The 19,407-nt window shown below is 56.1% G+C and carries 20 protein-coding genes and 1 tRNA gene; 10 read left to right on the top strand and 11 right to left on the bottom strand.

Annotated elements, in window-relative coordinates; genetic code table 11:
* The 7 genes from dcm to VI215_00885 form a co-directional block, all read right to left on the bottom strand.
* On the bottom strand, positions 1-456 hold a 456-nt coding region (dcm, locus tag VI215_00915; GenBank protein ID HEY6190866.1), incomplete at its 3' end, for a DNA (cytosine-5-)-methyltransferase.
* Between the two features lie 142 nt (positions 457-598).
* Positions 599-913, bottom strand: a complete 315-nt coding sequence (locus VI215_00910) for a hypothetical protein (GenBank protein HEY6190865.1) — start codon at positions 911-913, stop codon at positions 599-601.
* 36 nt (positions 914-949) lie between these two features.
* Complete coding sequence (locus tag VI215_00905) at positions 950-1,537, bottom strand: hypothetical protein (GenBank protein ID HEY6190864.1); 588 nt, start codon at positions 1,535-1,537, stop codon at positions 950-952.
* Positions 1,538-1,839: 302 nt separating this feature from the next.
* Positions 1,840-2,805, bottom strand: coding sequence for a hypothetical protein (locus tag VI215_00900; protein ID HEY6190863.1), 966 nt, complete (start codon positions 2,803-2,805; stop codon positions 1,840-1,842).
* 62 nt (positions 2,806-2,867) lie between these two features.
* Complete coding sequence (locus VI215_00895) at positions 2,868-3,890, bottom strand: tyrosine-type recombinase/integrase (protein ID HEY6190862.1); 1,023 nt, start codon at positions 3,888-3,890, stop codon at positions 2,868-2,870.
* A 72-nt stretch (positions 3,891-3,962) separates the two neighbouring features.
* Positions 3,963-4,034 (bottom strand) — tRNA-Lys (locus tag VI215_00890).
* A 239-nt stretch (positions 4,035-4,273) separates the two neighbouring features.
* Positions 4,274-4,705: a hypothetical protein gene (locus tag VI215_00885; protein HEY6190861.1), complete on the bottom strand. Its 432-nt coding sequence runs from the start codon at positions 4,703-4,705 to the stop codon at positions 4,274-4,276.
* Positions 4,706-5,136: 431 nt separating this feature from the next.
* Between VI215_00885 and VI215_00880 the strand changes: the two genes are divergently transcribed.
* Together VI215_00880 and VI215_00875 are read left to right on the top strand one after the other, a co-directional pair.
* Complete coding sequence (locus VI215_00880) at positions 5,137-5,901, top strand: hypothetical protein (GenBank protein ID HEY6190860.1); 765 nt, start codon at positions 5,137-5,139, stop codon at positions 5,899-5,901.
* A gap of 16 nt (positions 5,902-5,917) precedes the next feature.
* A complete protein-coding gene (locus VI215_00875) occupies positions 5,918-6,469 on the top strand; it encodes a YceI family protein (protein ID HEY6190859.1) in 552 nt (183 codons plus the stop codon).
* Between the two features lie 13 nt (positions 6,470-6,482).
* Here the strand turns inward: VI215_00875 and VI215_00870 are convergent, their stop codons facing one another.
* The 3 genes from VI215_00870 to VI215_00860 form a co-directional block, all read right to left on the bottom strand.
* Positions 6,483-8,084: a radical SAM protein gene (locus VI215_00870; GenBank protein HEY6190858.1), complete on the bottom strand. Its 1,602-nt coding sequence runs from the start codon at positions 8,082-8,084 to the stop codon at positions 6,483-6,485.
* Positions 8,085-8,473: 389 nt separating this feature from the next.
* The gene (locus tag VI215_00865; protein HEY6190857.1) at positions 8,474-9,136 is read right to left on the bottom strand and encodes a hypothetical protein; all 663 of its coding nucleotides are present in this window, start codon (positions 9,134-9,136) and stop codon (positions 8,474-8,476) included.
* A gap of 45 nt (positions 9,137-9,181) precedes the next feature.
* Positions 9,182-9,547 carry an STAS domain-containing protein gene (locus tag VI215_00860; protein HEY6190856.1) on the bottom strand — a complete coding sequence of 122 codons (366 nt, stop codon included), beginning with the start codon at positions 9,545-9,547 and terminating at the stop codon, positions 9,182-9,184.
* Between the two features lie 155 nt (positions 9,548-9,702).
* Between VI215_00860 and VI215_00855 the strand changes: the two genes are divergently transcribed.
* From VI215_00855 to VI215_00820, 8 genes are all read left to right on the top strand, one after another.
* Positions 9,703-10,410 (top strand): hypothetical protein, encoded by a 708-nt coding sequence (locus VI215_00855; GenBank protein ID HEY6190855.1) that lies wholly within the window; start codon positions 9,703-9,705, stop codon positions 10,408-10,410.
* A 29-nt stretch (positions 10,411-10,439) separates the two neighbouring features.
* Positions 10,440-10,586 (top strand): hypothetical protein, encoded by a 147-nt coding sequence (locus VI215_00850; GenBank protein ID HEY6190854.1) that lies wholly within the window; start codon positions 10,440-10,442, stop codon positions 10,584-10,586.
* On the top strand, positions 10,583-12,934 hold the full coding sequence (locus tag VI215_00845; protein HEY6190853.1) for a DNA polymerase domain-containing protein: 2,352 nt from the start codon (positions 10,583-10,585) through the stop codon (positions 12,932-12,934). The genes VI215_00850 and VI215_00845 overlap by 4 nt, the downstream gene beginning before the upstream one ends.
* 81 nt (positions 12,935-13,015) lie before the next feature.
* Positions 13,016-15,025 carry a tetratricopeptide repeat protein gene (locus VI215_00840; GenBank protein HEY6190852.1) on the top strand — a complete coding sequence of 670 codons (2,010 nt, stop codon included), beginning with the start codon at positions 13,016-13,018 and terminating at the stop codon, positions 15,023-15,025.
* A gap of 6 nt (positions 15,026-15,031) precedes the next feature.
* On the top strand, positions 15,032-15,292 hold the full coding sequence (locus tag VI215_00835; GenBank protein ID HEY6190851.1) for an SxtJ family membrane protein: 261 nt from the start codon (positions 15,032-15,034) through the stop codon (positions 15,290-15,292).
* A gap of 12 nt (positions 15,293-15,304) precedes the next feature.
* The gene (locus VI215_00830) at positions 15,305-17,047 is read left to right on the top strand and encodes a carbamoyltransferase (GenBank protein HEY6190850.1); all 1,743 of its coding nucleotides are present in this window, start codon (positions 15,305-15,307) and stop codon (positions 17,045-17,047) included.
* 124 nt (positions 17,048-17,171) lie between these two features.
* On the top strand, positions 17,172-17,351 hold the full coding sequence (locus tag VI215_00825) for a DUF5989 family protein (GenBank protein ID HEY6190849.1): 180 nt from the start codon (positions 17,172-17,174) through the stop codon (positions 17,349-17,351).
* A gap of 20 nt (positions 17,352-17,371) precedes the next feature.
* Entirely contained in the window at positions 17,372-18,547 is a 1,176-nt protein-coding gene (locus VI215_00820) for an alpha/beta hydrolase-fold protein (GenBank protein ID HEY6190848.1), read from the top strand.
* A gap of 14 nt (positions 18,548-18,561) precedes the next feature.
* Here the strand turns inward: VI215_00820 and VI215_00815 are convergent, their stop codons facing one another.
* Entirely contained in the window at positions 18,562-19,407 is an 846-nt protein-coding gene (locus tag VI215_00815) for a sugar ABC transporter permease (protein HEY6190847.1), read from the bottom strand.

Genomic DNA, 19,407 nt, shown 5'->3' with positions numbered 1-19,407 from the left:
CAGTTCACTACGAAGGGTTTCGATGATTACCTTAAAAGTCCGACCGTTGTCGTGTGACTTGAGGTTCTTTACATTTTCTAGAAGAAAGGCTCTTGGTCTCTTGTCGGACAGAATCCTACTGATTTCAAAAAACAGATTCCCCTGTTTCGGGTCATCGAAGCCGTGCGGTTTTCCCAACGCATTTTTTTTTGAGACTCCAGAAATCGAGAACGGCTGACAGGGGAACCCCGCCGCGAGGATGTCGTGTTCGGGAATATCGGATGACGGAATTCTCCTGATGTCGCCGAATGGAGTTTCACCGAAATTGGCTTCATAGGTGACCTGAGCGTACTTGTCCCACTCCGACGAGAAAATGCACCGACCGCCAGCTGCTTCAAAAGCGAGTCGTATACCCCCAATACCCGCGAACAGGTCTATGAAGGTTAGTCCACCTTTCTTTTTCTTTGAGTCGCTCATCGGGTCATAAGGTAACGAATACCACCGTAGTTATCAACCCTATTAATCGTAGGGTGGTAGCGTGGTCTTTAGGGGTGGTTCTGAAATGAGAACCTTTTATGATGCCGAGACAAACCGTCTAAAATCTTCAATGATAGTCTGGTTATTGCTTTTTTTCTACCGTGATGACTTCGTGAAGGACGCGGACAATCTCACCCTCCTCAAGCGATACTTCCTTGCTTTCAATTGTGATGGTCGTGGATTCGCTCTCTTTGAGATGTCGCATGATATACTGAGCGATTAAAGCCGCCGCAACACCTGCATCAATCACGAGAAAAAACTGGGCCACATCCTCCGGAAACCACGCCTTGAATGCGCGAGACGGGGGAAACTCAATCGTCACTCCTTCTGGTGGAATCTCTCCCCTTAGTCGTGGGATATCGAGCGGGTCATTTGTGGAGAGGGTGATTCTTCGCATGATTTACTCCCAACCAGTGAGCATTTACGGGTTCATTTAAAACATTTTGGGAAAAAAAATTCGCCTAACCTCACTCGGACTCATGACTCTAAGCTTAGTCCGTAATTTCAGTTGGGTGAGAATTTTTTCTGCCTCCTTCTGAAATGTGCCATCCTTTGTAATTAGTGTATCGCAATACCCGGCTTTGGAACCTAGGATGGCTGACGTCAGATGCAGCACATCTGGAGCTGAGATGTTCGAACTGAAACTGATATCTCGCGCCAAGGTCCATCCGTTGGCGTCATGGATGAAATCATACATGGTGAGGTTCTTAAACCGTTGAGTGAATTCCTTGAACCACTCTTCAATCTCTTGAAACGCAGCGTTACCTAGGTTCTTATTCCCCCTCGAACGCAGGATATCGGTCGGGTCTCGTTGCTTATTGAGTTCTTTTGCGATGAAAACGTAATCCTGTTTGTAATCCGCCATCTCCATCGCCAAGAAAGTGGAACTCACGCACTTCCAACCTCGCCCTCGAATCATCTCTAATACCGTGACTGTTTGAATGTCCCGATTTGTCGCAAAGTCTATAGCTACATTGGTGTCGATGTAGAAGAACCTATTTTTTCTTTTCTTTTTTGACATAGAATTCAACTTTGACAGGTTTTTTTACTTGCTTGTGCCCCTGAAATGACACTCGCTTACCGTCGTTGGTATAAAACTCGACTTTGACAGGCTTCGGTACCTTTTTTTCCGCAATAAACGAAACTTTTTGTTTTCGCTCTTTTGACATAGGATTTATTACATGAGTACGTTCAGATACGACTCGTCAAGCGCCGTTAGAATCTCAGACCCGGCAGGCGGGATTCTTTTCAGCGACAGTTTCACTTCCTCCCTACTCCATCTACAAATCTGTAGTTCCGATGACGGATAAGTTCTCCCTCAGGTTAGGTTACTGTCACAGCTGGAACTATTTCGATGGTGGCGAATTCCCCGGATGGCAAGAAAACTACAACCTCTTCCACACTCCCGGGATTGTCGAGCTCCAGACGGAGGAATGGTTTATTACCTCTCAGATTTCCGAGACGTCGCGTCAGCAATTCCTTCAGGTCTGGGTTATCTCCGACCTCCATCCAAAATATATAATTAAGCATGAGAAGGGATGCTCCCTTATCTGTAGCTTCCGCCACTCTATTCTCCATCCACGTTGGAAAATCTGCGTCATCTTTCGGAGGAAAGATGAAGCTGACTGTTGGTGCAGAATCGTTTCTTCTCTTATCGATAGTTATTGTTAGGTCGTGAGGATAACGATTATCGTCCGAGTGGATATCGTAGGACGCATCATAGTCTATAGATTCAAGGTATTTCTTTCCGTTAATCAACTCTAACTCTACATGCTTTAGGAACTCATCGCTCGCCTTGAATCTCGGCCTGCTCACCCAAATCACGTACGAAAAACGCGGGTCGTTCTTGCAGAGCGTTACAATTGATTGAGGTGCATGAAACCTCGTCCAGTCGTGAGCTGATTTGACTTCGACAAAGTGAGTCTTTTTGCCCGACGTGCAACACGCGTCACAGACTGAGTTCTTCCTTATTCTTTTTGGGGAGGAAATGTCAAAACCGTCGATGGACCATCCGAACTGACCCTCCAGCAACCAGTACGCAGTTAGTTCACTCATGAACGACCGCCAATGATGATGTGCCATATCGACGTACTGGTTGTCCGGGATTTGTTCAAGCGCCTCGATAGCCTTCTCACGACCCCCGGTCGTATCAATGAGGTGTGTAAGGAAGAATTCGATATATCGTAACTCTGGAGAATCGTTCTGAATTGAATCGTGAAAAACTTTACTCAGTTTTCCGGAGGACCGCAGGCGTTCCGCGTATTCTCTAGCTTTGGGACAGTCAGGCACGATTGAAGTCTCAAATATGATAATATCGAATGTAGGTGAAATCAGGTAGAGAATCAAACGATTCAGTTAAAGGAAATCGAGATTTTGTTCACCGTTGAATGCAGGGTTTCTGGTTGTAGGTGTGAATAGACTTGCGTGACGGCAATGTTGCTGTGTCCAAGTAGTTTCTGCACCTCATACAGCGAGACACCATCCTGGACCAGCCAGCTTGCAAACGTATGCCGGAGGCTGTGGAAATGGAGCTTAGCGTTGGTCAGTCGCGCCTCGCGCACGTAGTATTTGAACCTATGGGACACCCAGCTCTCTGAAATCCTCGCATCGTTCGACGTGAAAACATACTCACTTGTGCTTTTACCGTGCTGTGCTTGCAGCAGAAGAAACGCAACGTCACTCAAAGGAATAGTACGCCGCTTGCCCTGCTTCGTCCTAAAGGTTGGACTAGTTTGGATGTGGATGAGCTTGCGTTGCATGTCAATAGTGTCCCAGGACAGGTTTACTATCTCGCCCTTTCTCATCCCAGTGAATGCGGCGAGCATTACCATCTCTCTCAACCATTTTTCTCTGATAACTGATATGAGCTTCTGAAAATCAGTTTTCGTGAAAAAAGATGGTGATTGTTCCGGTACGGTCACCAACTGCATCTTGCTGAGCGGATTCGCCCCGATGATGTTCCACCTGACCGCAGTGTTGAAGGCGGCCCTCAGCGTTCGAAGTTCAATATTGACGCTAACCGGGGAGACCTGCCGAAGTCTTTCAGTCTTGAAGGTATCAATATGCTGTGGACTGATGGAAACGACCCGGCAGTCACCCGCAAACGCCTGCAATCGCTTCAAGACGGCTTTATAGATGATAACCGTGCGATGGGAATAGTTTCCCTCAGCATAGGGGAGGAAATCTTGAATAAACTCGGAGAGTAGCTTGTGGTTCCACCTCTTCGCTGATTCAGCTTGCTGCTGCCGGAATTGCTGGAGGAAATTCAGAGCCCCTGATTTGAGTCTTTCGCCTGTGGTGACCTTGTGCTTCTTCCCGAGGTCGTCGGTATACCACAGATAGTAAACGCCGTTGGAGCGTTTGGAGAGAAACATAACTCACCTCACTTTCCTGAGGTGAGCGGCAACCAAAAGGGCAACCAGTGAGAATAGAAGTGCGGAAATTACACAGCCCGGTTGGTCTCGAACCAACGGCCCTCTGCTTAAAAGGCAGATGCTCTACCCCTGAGCTACGGGCTCGCGCGAAATTGTGGTGAACAGAATGAGTGTTCCACCGAATATACAAAAAAACCCCAACCGTTTCCAGTCGGGGCATACTCACGTAGTGGCTGAATTTCAAGTGTGGAACCGAACACCCGCAGCCTAAAGGCTGCGGCTACCAAGCCCGAGGCATCGGTAGCCGAGACCTTCAGGTCGCGGATCGATAAGGCAATGAAACTCACTCAGTTCCGATACTCGCTGTCCGCAAGAAGCGACACTCATTTCACATTCCGGGTGGAGTCGCTTACTTGATCGACCGGGAATTCATAGTTCGTGCTGTGGCCCCCAGCGAAGCCGGAAACCGAACCGATAATGGCGCCCGCGCCGCCCCCAAGTACGAGTCCGACAAGGGCCCCAAAGCCCGCGGTCTGGCTCCCGCTCTCAGCGGTGCTGCGAATGTTCAGAGCGCTGCCGACGAGGGCCCCTACCCCGCCGCCGATGGCAACGCCCAGCCCCAGGCCTTCCAGAGCTCCGAGGGGATGGTTCTTCTTAACAATTTTGTTGAGCCCATGGATGCTCGCCCGGGTGGCACGATCCGTGCGCGGATCGACCCACGAGATCGAATCGCGGGATAATGTGACGTTTTTGGCAGGGATGCGCGCTCCCTGGATTTCAAGTTCCACCAGCTGTCCCGATAGATCTTCATTCAAGATTCCGTACTCCGTTGGGCGGACGGCCCGTGAACTCGAACAACCACACACGAACATCGCAATACTGAAAAAAAGAATGAACTGTTTCATTTCGTGCAAGCGCCAATGATGCATCGTATGTTTTCCTTTTGCTTGTCGGAATTGTGACCGGGGAACCATCGGTGGAAAGGCACTTCCGGAATGTCATCCCCCCCAAGGATCAGCTTGCGTTCAAAGTAACGAAAACCAGCGGGAGTGTCAACCGGGTGGTGTCTCAATCTGGTTGAACGTCTCTCCACCTCGTCATGCTGACATGCTCCCGGTCAGCATCTATCAACTCTTATTTAGAGATCCCGACCCAAAACATGCCGGGATGACGAGAGAAGGTGAAACTGCGGCACTACCGGCGCGCGCGCCGGAACGCAATGAGCACGAGGCATGTTGAGTAGATCGTGAACCGATTGTTAATCCTCTGTCTCTTCACGGTTGCGACCGGCGGCATCATTCATGCCCAGGAGTATTTGCTTGATGGGAATTCCGGCATTGACATGACCTCCAATTACCCCGGCCACACATTCGATACCGGAGGAGCATCCGGTCGACCCGAGCCCCTGCTCCAAACCCAGGCCTGCCCGGCGTCCTCGTTGCCGAACGATTCCGGGAAGGCCGATACAGCATTCCATCCTGTGCAAGCCAGGCTCCTGCCCGAGAACATCAGTTTCATGGAACACGGGCTCTGGGGAGAAAGCGGATTGTTCAGGAAAATCGGGATCGCCTCCCCCCTGTCACCCGAAACGAGAAAGAGCGAGATCGGCCTCAGGCGAACCATGCTGACGGCGCATCAGGTGGGAGGATTTCTGACGTTAGGCCTGATGCTGGGCGCAGCGTACACCGGACAGCAGATCATCGACGGCCGGGACCAGTTTCGCGGGGCCCATCAAGCGTTCGTCGCATCGACGATCGGATCGTATTCAGTAACAGCGCTTCTCGCCGTGCTCTCTCCACCCCCTCTTATCCGGAGGAACGAAGTGAGCACTACGACGATCCATAAGACGCTCGCATGGGTCCATTTTGTCGGGATGGTGGTCACACCGATCCTCGGCGCAGCGATTAGCAGGCGGACCAGTTCGTACCAGGATCAGGCCAGGATCCATCAGGTTTCTGCCTACATTACGACGGGGACGTTCGCGGTATCGATGATCGTCCTCTTCTTCTAAATCAAAAGCGACTGCCTTGAACATCTTCCGACCTCTCGCCTTTTGCTGCCTTATTTCTCTATCGGCCCTCTCCCGGGCCCAGAATCGTCACGCCATCCTGATCAAAGAGCAATCCTCCATCACGTATCAGCTTGTCCACCCGCTTCATACGATCAACGCCGTGAGCAAGGATGCTGTCTATGTCTTGGAGGTCGAGGCAACGGCAAAGGCGATCAGGCATGCTGCGGCTCAGGTAGATGTGACCACATTCGACAGCGGCAATTCCAACCGGGATTCACATGCCATGGAGGTGATCGACGCCCTTACCTACCCCTCCGTGTCCTTCACGAGCGACTCCATTTGGCAGCAGAAGGACAGCCTCACCATTGCTGGTAAGCTCACGTTTCATGGGATCACGAGGCCGATTGTCATGGAGGGAACCTCGACGTGGACGCCGGACAAGCTGGTCGTGGAGGGCGGGTTTCCGATCAGTCTGACGGCCTTTAACGTCGAACGGCCGTCGTTGTTGCTGGTGCCCGTCAAGGATACATTGACCTTTACCGTAAGGGCCGCCTTCGACTTGAAGTAGCCGGCGGCGGCGCTCAGACGATCGTGGGGGTCAGGCGGGGTTCCACGATGAATCTTGCCGCAGTGCCGTTCGCCGGGCGGTGCAGGCGTTCCTCCTCTGCCTTGAGATACGCGTTCGGGTCGTGGTCCATCGCCCCCTTCGGCAGCCAATCCCACATCGGCCCCAGTTGCGTGCGGACGCGGTCGGTGTAGAATTCGGGGACCTCGGCAGTCTCCGCCTCAAAAAACCGCCGCAGGGGCAGATCGGTGTCGAGACGCCGCCGGATTTCCGTGTGGTAACTGATCCTTCCGAAACCCTCCGAGGAAATTGCCCTCACGAAATTCATCCACTTCGGAATCAGGTCGCCCGTCGCCCGATGGCGATTGTAGATCGAACGCCAGGAGAACGTGTACTTGGTCAGGTCGATGATGTAGTCGTAAAATTCGGGCCACGAATAGTTCTTCGGCTTCACGTTCATCGCCTGATTGTTATCCAGGAAGTGAAACGGGAACGGCAGGACAAGGTTCTCGCGCTGGTACCCGAGGTTCAGCGCCGCCGCCTGCCCGAATGCGGAGAGAAGCGAGTATCCCGGAAAAGCGCCCGGGGACAGATCGACGAATTTCTTCGTGAGTTCGAACGGCTCGGACCCCTGATCGGAATCGAGGCCCAGAACGAAATTCGCCTGCACGTACGGGATGTACCTCAGGATCATGTTGATATGATCCGAGACCTGCAGGACTTTGTCCATCCCCTGCCTCTCCCCCGTCTTCGACTTATTCCCGAGGCCGTACCACGACTCGATACCGGGAAGCATGGCCTTGAAACCGTTGTGTTTGAGCCTCTTGAGGTTGGGCTCACCCAGCAGGGAGAGGCTGCTCTCCGCAATGAAGTCGATGCTGCCCGGAGGCGCCGCCTCCTCGATGGCATCCATGTACTCGTCGAAGCGCACGCCGAAGTTCGGGTCGTGCCACGCGACGCGGGGGCGCTTCATCGTCCGCAGAAGAAACTTCAGATCTTCCTTGAGCACTTGAAAATCAAGCGGCTGGTATGGCACTGCCGCGTCGATGCAGAAGCTGCACGTATAAGGGCAACCCAACGAACCGAGCATCGGGACGATCTTCACAAGAGGCGACTTATCGAGCGTGGGTTGGATGAACTTCCAGCGTTCGCGAACTCCCGGGAGAGATGCGGGTTGCTGCTTCGCGTCGATCCGGAGGCCGACCGGGCGGTGCGGAGAGCAATCCTGGAGAACATCGCACAAAACGTTCTTGTCGGTGAACCCGAGCACGTAATCGAAGTACTTCTGCGCATCCTGGGGATAGCAACGGGCGTGGGGGCCCCCGAGAACCGTCAGCGCTCCGTTCTTCCGGAACCGCTTGCTCAGGGCATAGGCCAATTGCGCGGACTGGGTGAATGCGCCGATGAACACGATGTCGACGCCGGCCGGGAGTTCCTCTACCAGGTCTTCAAACCCGGTATAGCAGACGAACTTGACGTCGTGCCCCTCCTGTTCACACCAAACTGCAAGGACCTGGGGCATGATGCTCGCCAGGTTGGCATTCATGACGCGCGCGAAGAGTGCTCGGGTGGGAGAATTTGTAACAAGGTCGACAATGCCTATCCGCAGTTTGCGCATGGCTTCTCTCTTGAGAATGTGGTCGGAATCGTATCACGTCACGGCCTGATTAGACCGCTCCGGCTCACGCGCAGCGGACGGGCTGGTGCCGGTTTCTGGGCGAAACCTTTCTAAACTACCGGGGACATGCTTTTCTGGTCACGGTTACACGCCGGTACGTTGATGCTAGCCAACCCCGCACGTATGCAGATTGAATCTGTTCTAGAGTAAGAAGTCTCTGTCAATCTCCTTTCATTCAATAAAACATAAGCGTTTCACGGTTCGATCCCTTGAACCCCAATAGCATAACATACAATAACTTAGGATCAAATAAAAGTAGGAGGAGTCAGGAAGCCAGGAATTCCGATCCCTGGAGGGCTCTTAGGAGCGGTACGGGGGGCGATTGACGCCTAGTGGAAGATATACCCAAACGTCAAATGAATGACTGAAATCGACTGTTTGGCCGACATTCCGGCCACGGTGAAGCCCGGCTCGCCTGTCAAATAACGGAATCCTGCGTCGAACCTGTGGTCGAATTGGACTCCAGCACTCAGGCCGTAGCCGAGGGAGTTGCCGGTTGAAGATGCGACGGTGGCCGAGTTGCCCCCGGAGAAAGCCGTGATGTCGGGGGATGCGGCGAGGAGCAATCCGATATTTCCGTGACCATAGATGCTCACGCTCGGGGAAACGGGCGTATTGAACCCCACAACACCCATGAACCAGAAGAGGGTCCACGATCCGGCGCTGAACGTGACGCCGGGAAACTGCGTCTGAAACTGCGAGATGTCGACGCTATGGTGAGTGTACGCCGCCCCGACGCCGAGCTCGAACTGTTGAGCCACCTCCGAGCAGACTTCGGCGCCGAGCGTGAAACCCGTTTCGGCCAGACCCGCCTTCGGCGAGGGCGAAACCCCGAAATCCCCCATCGGAAAACTCAAACCCCCGAACAGTTTGAACTGCCTGCTCATCGATTCGTCCGGGGACTGGCTCCGGGCGATGAAGATCCCGAGAAACAACATCGAAACAATGCAACACGCCCTGGCGTGGGGGATCGGAAGCTGACGGGTGTTCATGCGCTCCTCCGGAGGAATGTTGATGAATCGGAATGAAAAACGGCGCTACCGGCGCGGCTGCGCGCTTCCGGCCTCACCGAATGCGCTGAGAGCCTCCTTGACGGTGTCGTGCGTGTCAAAGATCTGGACGAGCCGGGTGACGACCAATACTTCCTGCACATGGTCGTGAACGCGGGCCAGGCGGATATCGCCGCCCGATTTTCGGATCGTGATGAGCCCCGCGACCAATGAGCCGAGACCGGCGCTGTTGATATGGCGCACGTCGCCCAGGTCGATGACCACACGCTTGACATCCGCCGCCGCGAGGTTGTAGATCGTGCTCCGCACGGCCGCGCCATCCGCTTCCCCCAGAATGTCGCCGCTGAAGAGCAATTGCGCGGCGTCCTTCTCGATGATCTTTTTGATCTGCATTGTTTCTCCCATGCCTGTGCGGGTCTCGGCAAATGTAACTGTTCAGCCGGCCAAAATCAAGGGCGGGAGCGCTCCCCGAAATACGACATTTTTATCACTTTCTACTTGACAATCAGACAAATTTGTCGTATCATGACGGCAACACTCCGCCTCCGTTGAACTCTCATTTACATACGATCGAACCGCAATTTCTCCCGGGATTCGATGCCGCGCTCAGCCACGTGCAGCGCCGGCCGGCGGCCATTCACCTGCTCTACGGCCATTCGCTCGTGTACACGGTGAGCCTTCTGATCGGCAGCGCCGTGAAGCACCCTCTCGCCGTCGTGGACGGGGCGATGAAGTTTAACAGCTACACTCTTTCCAGGATCGCCGCGCTGCTCGGGCTTTCTCCGAAGTCGCTGTTGCAGAGGACGCACCTGACGCGGTCGTTTACGGCATTCCAGATGGAAGCCGCCGTCACGATAAAGCTTCCCCGTTTTCTCGCCCGCACCCCCTGCCCTCTCGTGATTATTCTCGGGTTGCTGGACACCTATTACGATGAACAGGTGAAACCGCGGGAATGCCTGCAAAGCCTGCAGCGGATCGTGCGCACGCTCAGGGACCTGACGGCGGCAAACGTCCACGTCCTGATTGCGGATATGGAAGCGGGCAACGTTCCGCCCGGGAAAGAAGAGCTCTTTCACCTGATTCATCATTCTGCCGACGTCGTCTTCCGCCTGGAACAGAACGGGTTTCAGCACCGCGATTCCAACGCGGTTACGGACGAAGAAAGGAGGCCCCTGCCATGGGGCGAAATAATGACACCTTCACTCTCGTTATCGATCGGAACAGAGAAACATGGGGCAAATTCCGGCGGGCGCTGAGAAAAGAAGACCAGCTTCTCTTTGACGAGATGTGGAGAGCGCCGAAACTGCACCTCGCCGCCGGCGCGTTTCTTGCCAATGAGGTGCCGCTGGAAACGATCCTCATGAGCATGCTGCTCGAACAGTACAAAAAAATCAGGCAACTGGAACAGAGGGAAATCAAGGCATTGGAGTGACCCGTACGATTCACGGATGGTTCTTCGACGTCTACCCCGTCCGCAACGGGATGATGGTATGGATCATCGACGACGAAGGGGCGGCGTATCATTATATTGATCCGTTTCATCCGGAGTTTTACCTCCACCTGGGGGCGAACGACCGGCAGAGGCTTCCCGCGCTCGTCCGGAAGCTGAATCTCCCCGTCACGATCGGGACCGCGAAGAAGACGGAGTTGTTCAGCGGCGAAGAGCGGCCTGTCACCGCCGTCACCGTGCAGGACCCCCTCGAGTTCAACGCGTGCGTCTGGTCGTTGCAGAAATTCTTTCCGCACTTTGTGTTCTACAACAGCAACATTCCGGTCGCACAGATGTACCTGTACGACAGGCAGGTCTTCCCCCTCGCGCGCTGCACATTCGTCGTCTCCGGCCGGGAAACGCTGGAACGGATCGTCCTCGAGGATTCGTTCGACGCCTGTTCCTATCAGGTGCCCGACCTGAGGACGATGACGCTCAGCAACGGGAATGCCGAATTCTCGACAAAGTTCTTCAGGACATTAAAGCTCGAAATCAGTTACGGCGGCGCGACCTACAGCCTTGAGCAGGAAGATCCGGCCGACGTCCTTCAAACGTTCAACTGGCATCTCTACCAGTACGACCCCGACATTCTCATTTCCTCCTGGGGCGACGCGACGCTTTTTCCCACGCTCCTGCGGGCCTCCTCCCGGTACCGGATCCCCCTCCTTCTCAACAGGGACAGCTCGCAGGGATATTTCACGACCAAGGAGCGCAGTTACTGGACCTACGGGCAGGTCGTCCACCGGGATGCGGCGTTCATGCTTGCGGGCCGCTGGCACATGGACGCGGAAAACAGCTTTATCATGGGAGAATCGGATATCGAAGGGGTCGTCGAGCTCGCGAGGTTGACGCAGCTCCCCATGCAGAAACAATCCCGTGCCGCGATCGGGACGGGCCTGGCGAGCATGCAGATGAGCTATGCCTACCGGAACAATATTCTCATCCCGGCCGAAAAAAAGGAGGGGGAGGATTTCAAAACCGCGGATGAGCTGCTCTTGAGCGACAGGGGCGGGCTGGTCTTCATGCCGGAGCTCGGGTACCATGAAAACGTCGCGGAGCTCGACTTCGCCAGCATGTACCCGAGCCTCATGGAAATGCACAACATCAGCCCGGAGACCATCAATTGTTCCTGCTGCCGGAACCGCGTCGTGCCCGAGCTCGGGTACACGATCTGCGAAAAACGGCGCGGGATCGTCCCGGCCACCTTAAAACCGGTCCTGGAAAAACGGGCCTACTACAAGGCGCGCAAGAAAGCGGCGAAGACCCATCCGGAATATCAGAAATACGACAGAAGGCAGAATGCGCTGAAATGGATGCTCGTCACCTGTTTCGGGTATCTGGGGTACAAGAATGCGCGGTTCGGAAGGATTGAGGCGCACGAATCGGTGAACGCGTTCTCCCGCGAGGCGCTCCTCGCCGCCAAGGAGATTGCCGAAGCCGCCGGGTACCATCTCGTGCACGCGATCATCGATTGCCTCTGGCTGAAGAAAGCGGGGGCCACGCACGAAGAGTACCGTCGGTTGTGCGCGGAGATCAAAAAGAGCGTCGGCGTCGATATCTCGCTGGAAGGAATCTACAACTGGATCCTCTTCCCCAGCTCGAAAGTCGATCCCGGAATTCCCACGGCGGGGAAGTACGTCGGGTGGTACGATCACGGCGAAATCAAGATCCGGGGCATCGAGGCGCGGAGGAAAGACACCCCCGTCTATATCAAAAAGATGCAGGCGACGCTTCTGGAGCTCCTTTCGGAAGCCGTGACGATTGAAGACGTGCGGACGCGCGTCCCCGCGCTCCTTCAGGAGGCGGGATTTTACCTTCAGGAGCTTCGCGCGGGACGCGTCGATCCGATGGAACTCGTCGTCCGCAGAAGGATCCAGAAAGAAGCGGGGGAATACGCCAACAACAACCTCAGCGCGATGGTCGTCCGGGAGCTTGCTCAATTCGGCATCAATGCTCAGGCCGGTGAAATGATCGAGTTCATCATCATCGATCAATCGGGGAAGCGGGACCCTCAAAAGGCAAAAAGCCTTCTGACCTACCAGCACTGGGACGGATATGATATCGAGAAATATACCGAACTCTTCCTGAAGGCGGTGGAAACCCTCTTCTCTCCGTTCGGATACGATCTCGAGAAGCTCGCGGAACACTATCAGACGGCAAAGCCGAAAAAACGCCGCCGGGAAATGCGCTTTCTCACCGAAGCAGAGGCGCCCAAGCAGGACTTCCTCTATCGCGACACCCTCACCGGGCGCTGGGCCGCGGGCACGCCGGGTTCCGCGAGTGCCGGCTGAGTTCCGTCCCCTTGTCGATTCACATGGAATTTCCCTATATTATCGCGTGTGTATTCGGGAATTGCAACCCTTTGTTCCTCAATGACGCCTCACGCGACGAAAGGCGGGAAAAAGGCCGACCTCCCCCGGAACAAGAAGGCATTCTGGATCGTCATGCTTCTTACCCCCCTCCTCCTTCTCGCCGGAACGGAGCTTTTGCTGAGGAGGATCGATTACGGGGGAACGCTCGATCTCGTGGTCAAAACCCGTGTCATGGGGAAAGAGTGGTATACGCTCAACCCCCGGATCGCCCGCCGCTATTTTCTTCAGGAGGGGGTGGCAATTCCGGAACCCTCCGACGATCTGTTCGAAATTGAGAAGCGGCCGAACACGAAGCGGATTTTCATGCTCGGTGAGTCGACGATGCAGGGATTTCCGTTCGACTATAACGCGACGGCTCCCCGGCTGCTCCAGGACCGGCTGCGGCAACTCCTTCCGAAGTACAACATCGAGGTGATCAACGGCGGCCTCTCCGCGGTGAACAGCTATGCGGTGCTCGATTTTGTGGACGAGTTGACGGAGTACCGGCCTGACGCGTTCGTCATTTATGCCGGCCATAACGAATTCTACGGCGCCATGGGGGTGGGTTCCACGGAATACCTCGGAAGATGGCGCGGGCCGATCAAACTCTACATGAAGCTTCTGAAGAGCAAAGTATTCCTGTTACTGCGGGACGGAATCACCTCGCTGCGGAAGCTGGTAACGCATCCTCCCTCCCGCGCGGATTCAGACCTGATGGAAGCAATGGTGGGCAACAGGGCTATCCGCTACCATGACGGGGAATACAACCGCGCCCTTTGTAATTTCGGAGAGAACCTGCGCGACATCACCTCCCTCGCTTCGGATCACGGCATCCCCGTCGTTCTCTGTACGCTCACGAGCAATATCCGGGATCAGAAACCGTTTATGTCCTTGTTCTCGGAGATGACGGGCGATTCCCTCCAAACGGCCTGGAAGCACTTTGAGGAAGCGGGGCATTCCTCCCTGGAGCGAAGCGACACGCCCGCGGCGGCCGGGAATTTTCTGAATGCGATCGCCGTCGATTCAGTCCGGGCCTCCGCCCATTTCGACCTCGCCCGGTGCCTCGGCGCCGGAACGCCGGAGGCAAAAGCGGAATACCGGAGGGCAAGGGACTATGACGGGTTGCGGTTTCGCGCGGCCACAGAGTTCAACGACACGATCCGTTCGGTCTGCCGGGAGCGGCATGCGAGCCTGGCCGACGTGGACAGGGCCTTCGACGACAATTCGCCGGGCGGGACCGTCGGAGACAACCTCATGCTCGAGCATCTTCACCCGAACTTCGAGGGCTATGTTCTGCTCGCAAAATGCATTTTGAAGTCGCTCTCGGACAACGATCTTCCTGCCCCCAGGGCCGAATGGCAATGGAGCCGGGATCTCCCGGATGAAGAGTACAAGGAACGTTCGGGCGTGACGCCCTTCGAACTCGAGGTGGCGCGCTGCAAGGTTTTCCGCCTCACGAACCGGTGGCCGTTCAAGCAACCCGGGGAGCCGAAGGAATCGTATCACCCCGGTACGAGGGTTCAAGAGCTCGCGCAGCAATATGTCCTGAAACAGATCGGATGGTCGGATGCGCATTATGCGCTTGCGGAGTGGTATCGCGAGAGCGGGGATACCCGGCAAGCCGTGCGCGAATACTACGCCGTGTCGAAGGTCCTCCCCGGTTATTATTATCCCGTGATGCTCACCGGGGACGTTTACCGGGCGATGAAAAACGATTCGCTCGCGGAGGAAACCTACCACCGGGCGCTGGCGCTTCAGGCGTCTCCGTTTGTCCGCGCCCGGCTCGGCATGCTCTACTTCGACCAGGGAAAGACTCAAAAGTCTATCGACGAATTTGAAGGGGTGATTGCTGCCCGGGAAAGCGGCTCCGAAAAGGTGGAGGCGAAAGCTGCTGCGATTGCTTATTTTTACCTCGGTGTCTCGTACGGCCGGATCGGCAAGATGGAAAAGGCCAGGGAAAACCTGCAGTCCGCCCTCCGTCTCGACCCCCAGAATGCCGACGCGAAGAGAATTCTCGCCCAACTTCCCTGACCTTCGATGCCTCCCGCGAACAGCCCCATCAGGAATGTTTTTGCCACCCTCAAACGATGGTGGATGGCCTTCGCCGCCGCGCTTGGGTGGGTAAACACCCGGGTGATCCTTACGGTCGTCTACTTCACGCTGTTCGCCGTCGGCGCACTGGTTCTCCGTTTGCTCGGGAAGGACCTGCTTTCCCGGAAGTATCACACGGGCTCCACCTACTGGATCAAGAAGGAACGGACGGATGATTCCCTCGAACGCGCGAAGCATCAGTTCTAGAAGAGCCCGACAGTGAACATTCTCGGCATATCGTGCTACTACCACGACTCCGCGGCCGCGCTGATCCGCGACGGCCGGCTGGTCGCGGCCGCACAGGAGGAGCGCTTTACACGCCGAAAACACGATGCGGGCTTCCCCTCCCGTGCGATCGAGTACTGCCTCCGGGAAGGGGGAATCACGGCGGCGCAGGTCGACTATGTCGGGTTCTATGATAAACCTCTCGATAAATTCGACCGTATCCTGCAGACTTGCCTCGCGACATGGCCGGTCGGTTTTCCCTCGTTCATTATGGCGATGCCCGTCTGGATCAAGGAAAAGATGTGGGTACCGCACATGATCAGAAAGGAGCTCGAGTACGGGGGCCCGGTCCTTTTCGCGGAACACCATGTTTCGCACGCCGCGAGCGCCTTTCTTGTCTCTCCTTTTAAGGAAGCCGCGATCCTGACGATGGACGGCGTCGGTGAATGGGAAACCACGACCTACGGGATCGGCCGCGATAACGGGATCACTCTGATGGAATCGATCCATTTTCCACACTCCCTCGGCCTCCTCTATTCGGCGTTCACCTACTACCTCGGATTCAGGGTCAACAGCGCAGAATACAAAGTCATGGGTCTCGCGCCCTACGGGAACCCGGTCTATCGCGACCTCATCTTCGAGAACCTGATCGACCTCAAGGAGGACGGCAGTTTCCGGTTGAACATGGACTACTTCGTCTATGACCGGAAGCTCACGATGACCGGCGGCCGGTTCGAACGGCTCTTCGGACAACCCCGTCGGTCCCCCGAGTCTCCGCTTTCGCAGTTTCACAAGGACGTCGCCGCGAGCCTCCAGCAAATCACCGATGAGGTCGTCCTCCGTCTCGCGCGGCATGTTCACAAACAAACAGGGATGGACTACCTCTGCATGGCAGGAGGAGTGGCTCTCAACTGCGTTTCGAACAGCAAGATTCGCGGGCAGCTCCCTTTTAAGGACATCTTCATTCAGCCTGCGGCGGGAGATGCCGGAGGTGCGGTCGGTGTCGCTTTCTATATCTATAACACCGTGCTCGGGAACAAGCGTGAGTATCTCTGGAAGAACGCGTTCCTCGGCCCCTCATTTTCCCCCGAAGAAATCGAGCGGTTTCTCGTCGAACGCGGGATCGAATTTGAACGCCTGGAGCGATCGGAGCTTCTGCGCCGCGCGAGCCGGCTTCTGGCGGAACAAAAAGTGGTCGGATGGTTCCAGGGCCGAATGGAATTCGGCCCGCGGGCGCTCGGGAGCCGCAGCATCATCGCGGACGCCAGAAACCCGGAGAATTGGCAACGGGTGAACCTCAAGATCAAATACAGGGAAAGTTTCCGTCCGTTCGCCCCCGTGGTGCTGGAGGACCGGATGCCGGAGTACTTCGAGTCCGATCATCCGAGCCCGTATATGCTCTTCACGGCGCAGGTGCGGCCGGAGAAGCAAGCGGTCATCCCGGCCGTCACTCATGTCGACGGCTCTGCGCGCCTCCAGACGTTGACAAGGCAGGATCACGAGTTGTTTTATGATTTGATCGCGCAGTTCGACAAAGAGACGGGGTGCCCGGTGATCATCAACACCTCGTTCAACGTGCGGGGAGAGCCGATCGTCTGCACCCCGGATGACGCCTTCCGGTGCTTCATGGCCACGGAGATGGATTACCTTGCCCTCGGCCCGTTCCTCATCGACAAAGAGCGGATGAAGAGTACCGATCGCGAAGCGCAATTGTCGGGCATATTGCAACTCGATTAGGTATGTCATTCTGAGGAGCGAAGCGACGAAGAATCTTGCAGCGGGATTCTTCGCTTGGGATGACAAGAGAGGGTTTGCAACTCTCACCGAAACTCGGTATTATCCCTCAACGGCCGCCCGGACTATGAAATTCACCCATAATCTCGCCTCGCGACTCTCTATTTTCTCCGAGTTGTGGGCCTTCATGAGAACGAGGAAAAAATGGTGGCTCGGTCCGATCGTGGTGATCCTCGTTTTCCTGAGCCTGGTCATCGTGCTCACGGAAGGCTCCGCACTCGCCCCGTTCATCTATTCCCTTTTTTAGCTCTCCCACGGGAAGCGCCGATGGTTCCGGTCTATCCGGTCAGACTTGCCCGATGCTTGATCCTGTTCCTCCTTGCGTTCCAGGCAAACCTCCATTCCCAGTCTTATTCGGAACTCCTCAAGCAGATCGCCGCATCACCCGACTCGCTCGAACGGGCCCGGGTGATCGACCGGTACCTTTCCAGCCACCCTCCTCCCCTCGTTGAGGATTCACTTGTGCGCTTCTACTTCCGCGGGCCGGCAAGGCTCGTTGCGGTGCCGGGTGACTTCAACGGATGGAATCCCTCGGCGTCCCCGATGATGCGCATCGGGGGGACCGATCTATTTGTGCGGGAAGACACCATTCCCGTCGACGGCCGGGTGGAATATAAGCTCTGGGTTGACAGCGTGTGGATGCTCGACCCGGGGAATCCCCGCAAGGCGCAGGGAGGGTTCGGAGAAAACTCGGAGCTGCTCATGCCCGGGTATGGCTCCCCGCCGATCCTCTGGACGTCGGAGCGGAGACCTCTCGATACCCTCTCCCTCGGAAGCAGCTACCTGCACAGAACCTATCCGATCTATGTGTACACCCCGCCGGGCGCGTCCCCCGAGAAGGGTCTCCCCACAATCTACGTGACGGATGGAGGTGAGTACCTTTCGCTTGCCGGAATGGACAGGATCCTCGACCGGTTGATCTTGTCGAAAAGGATCCGGCCGGTCGTCGCGGTGTTTATCGATCCCAGGACCGATCCCCGGGATCCCTCGAGCAATAAGAGGATGACGGATTACGCCGCGAGCGATCCCTTTCTCGATTTCCTCGAGAAGGAGGTCTCCCCCGTCATCCGGGACAAATACCGGGTGTCGACAGACCCGGCGAACCGTCTGATCCTCGGTGCCTCGATGGGGGGGCTGATCTCGACCTATGCGGTCCTGCGGCGCGGCAGTTTTATCACAAAGAGCGCCTCGCAGTCACCCGCCTATCTGCAGGCGGATTCAGCGGTGATCAGGCTTCTCAAGGAGACAGACCGGGCGCGCGGAGACTTTTACATACAAACCGGCACGATCCATGACACCCGCGCCGAGGCCCTTTTGGTCAACCGGCTTTTAAGTTCGAAGGGGGCCCGGGTGGTTTATGAAGAGTATCACGAGGGCCACAACTGGACAAACTGGAGGAACAAGCTCGACAGGATACTCATCCACTTTTTTCCCTCCCCGTAGGCAGGCCTCCTCCGTCACCCTTTGACGCTCCCGAGCGTCAGGCCAGAGACCAGCCACTTGCTAAGCACCAGAAAGAGAATAACCACCGGCGTCATCACGATGAGCGATGCGGCTCCGTAGAGGCCCCATTCGGTCGACATGTTCGATTCGAACGACTTGAGGCCGAGGGGCAGCGTCCAGAGGGCGCTGTCCTGGAGGATCTGCGCCGCGACAAGGTACTCGGCCCACGCGGTCATGAACGAAAAGAGCCCGGTGATCACGAGGGCCGGGGCCGCGAGCGGCAGGATCACCCTCAGGAACGCCCCCGACTGCGTACACCCGTCGATCCGGGCGGCCTCCTCCAGGCTCGAGGGGATGGTGTCATAGTACCCCTTCATCGTCCAGATACAAAAGGGCAGCGCCGTCGCCGTGTAGGTGATGATCAGACCGAGGTAGGTGTTGATGAGTTTCAGATAAATCAGCATGATGTAAAGCGGGAGAAGAAGCATCGTCGCGGGGAACATCTGTGTAAGAAGGAGCGCCAGCATCCCCGCCTTCTTGCCGGCGAACGTGAATCGCGAGAAGGCGTAGCCCGCCATCGACGCGAGGCAGACTCCGGTCAACGTGACAGCCAGGGCGACGATGGTGCTGTTCAAGACCCACCTTAGGAAGGGTTGTTCGGTGAAGAGCGCGGCGTACCACTTGAGCGAAGCGCCGGCAGGGATGATCTCCAAGGACGTCGAAAGAAGCTTGTCGGCCGGGCGGAGCGAAACCGCGACGATCTGAAGCACGGGATAGACCGCGATCGCGACGAAGAGAATGAGGACGAGATGGGTCAACACCCTCCCAGCCAGTTTCTTTCTCCCTGCGGCGGAGGCCAT

The sequence above is a fragment of the Bacteroidota bacterium genome (genome assembly GCA_036522515.1).
Taxonomy (GTDB): Bacteria; Bacteroidota; Ignavibacteria; order UBA10030; family SZUA-254; genus VBOC01.
This window is presented reverse-complemented; position numbering and strand designations above follow the sequence as displayed.

What these genes read in the sequence shown, in the direction of transcription:
- VI215_00850 (HEY6190854.1), top strand. Translation starts at nt 10,440, where the DNA reads ATGTGGAGAGCGCCGAAACTGCACCTCGCCGCCGGCGCGTTTCTTGCC.
- VI215_00840 (HEY6190852.1), top strand. Translation starts at nt 13,016, where the DNA reads ATGACGCCTCACGCGACGAAAGGCGGGAAAAAGGCCGACCTCCCCCGG.
- VI215_00860 (HEY6190856.1), bottom strand. Translation starts at nt 9,547, where the DNA reads ATGCAGATCAAAAAGATCATCGAGAAGGACGCCGCGCAATTGCTCTTC.
- VI215_00825 (HEY6190849.1), top strand. Translation starts at nt 17,172, where the DNA reads ATGAAATTCACCCATAATCTCGCCTCGCGACTCTCTATTTTCTCCGAG.
- VI215_00910 (HEY6190865.1), bottom strand. Translation starts at nt 913, where the DNA reads ATGCGAAGAATCACCCTCTCCACAAATGACCCGCTCGATATCCCACGA.
- VI215_00820 (HEY6190848.1), top strand. Translation starts at nt 17,372, where the DNA reads ATGGTTCCGGTCTATCCGGTCAGACTTGCCCGATGCTTGATCCTGTTC.
- VI215_00865 (HEY6190857.1), bottom strand. Translation starts at nt 9,136, where the DNA reads ATGAACACCCGTCAGCTTCCGATCCCCCACGCCAGGGCGTGTTGCATT.
- VI215_00905 (HEY6190864.1), bottom strand. Translation starts at nt 1,537, where the DNA reads ATGTCAAAAAAGAAAAGAAAAAATAGGTTCTTCTACATCGACACCAAT.
- VI215_00895 (HEY6190862.1), bottom strand. Translation starts at nt 3,890, where the DNA reads ATGTTTCTCTCCAAACGCTCCAACGGCGTTTACTATCTGTGGTATACC.
- VI215_00870 (HEY6190858.1), bottom strand. Translation starts at nt 8,084, where the DNA reads ATGCGCAAACTGCGGATAGGCATTGTCGACCTTGTTACAAATTCTCCC.
- VI215_00835 (HEY6190851.1), top strand. Translation starts at nt 15,032, where the DNA reads ATGCCTCCCGCGAACAGCCCCATCAGGAATGTTTTTGCCACCCTCAAA.
- VI215_00815 (HEY6190847.1), bottom strand. Translation starts at nt 19,407, where the DNA reads ATGGCCTCCGCCGCAGGGAGAAAGAAACTGGCTGGGAGGGTGTTGACC.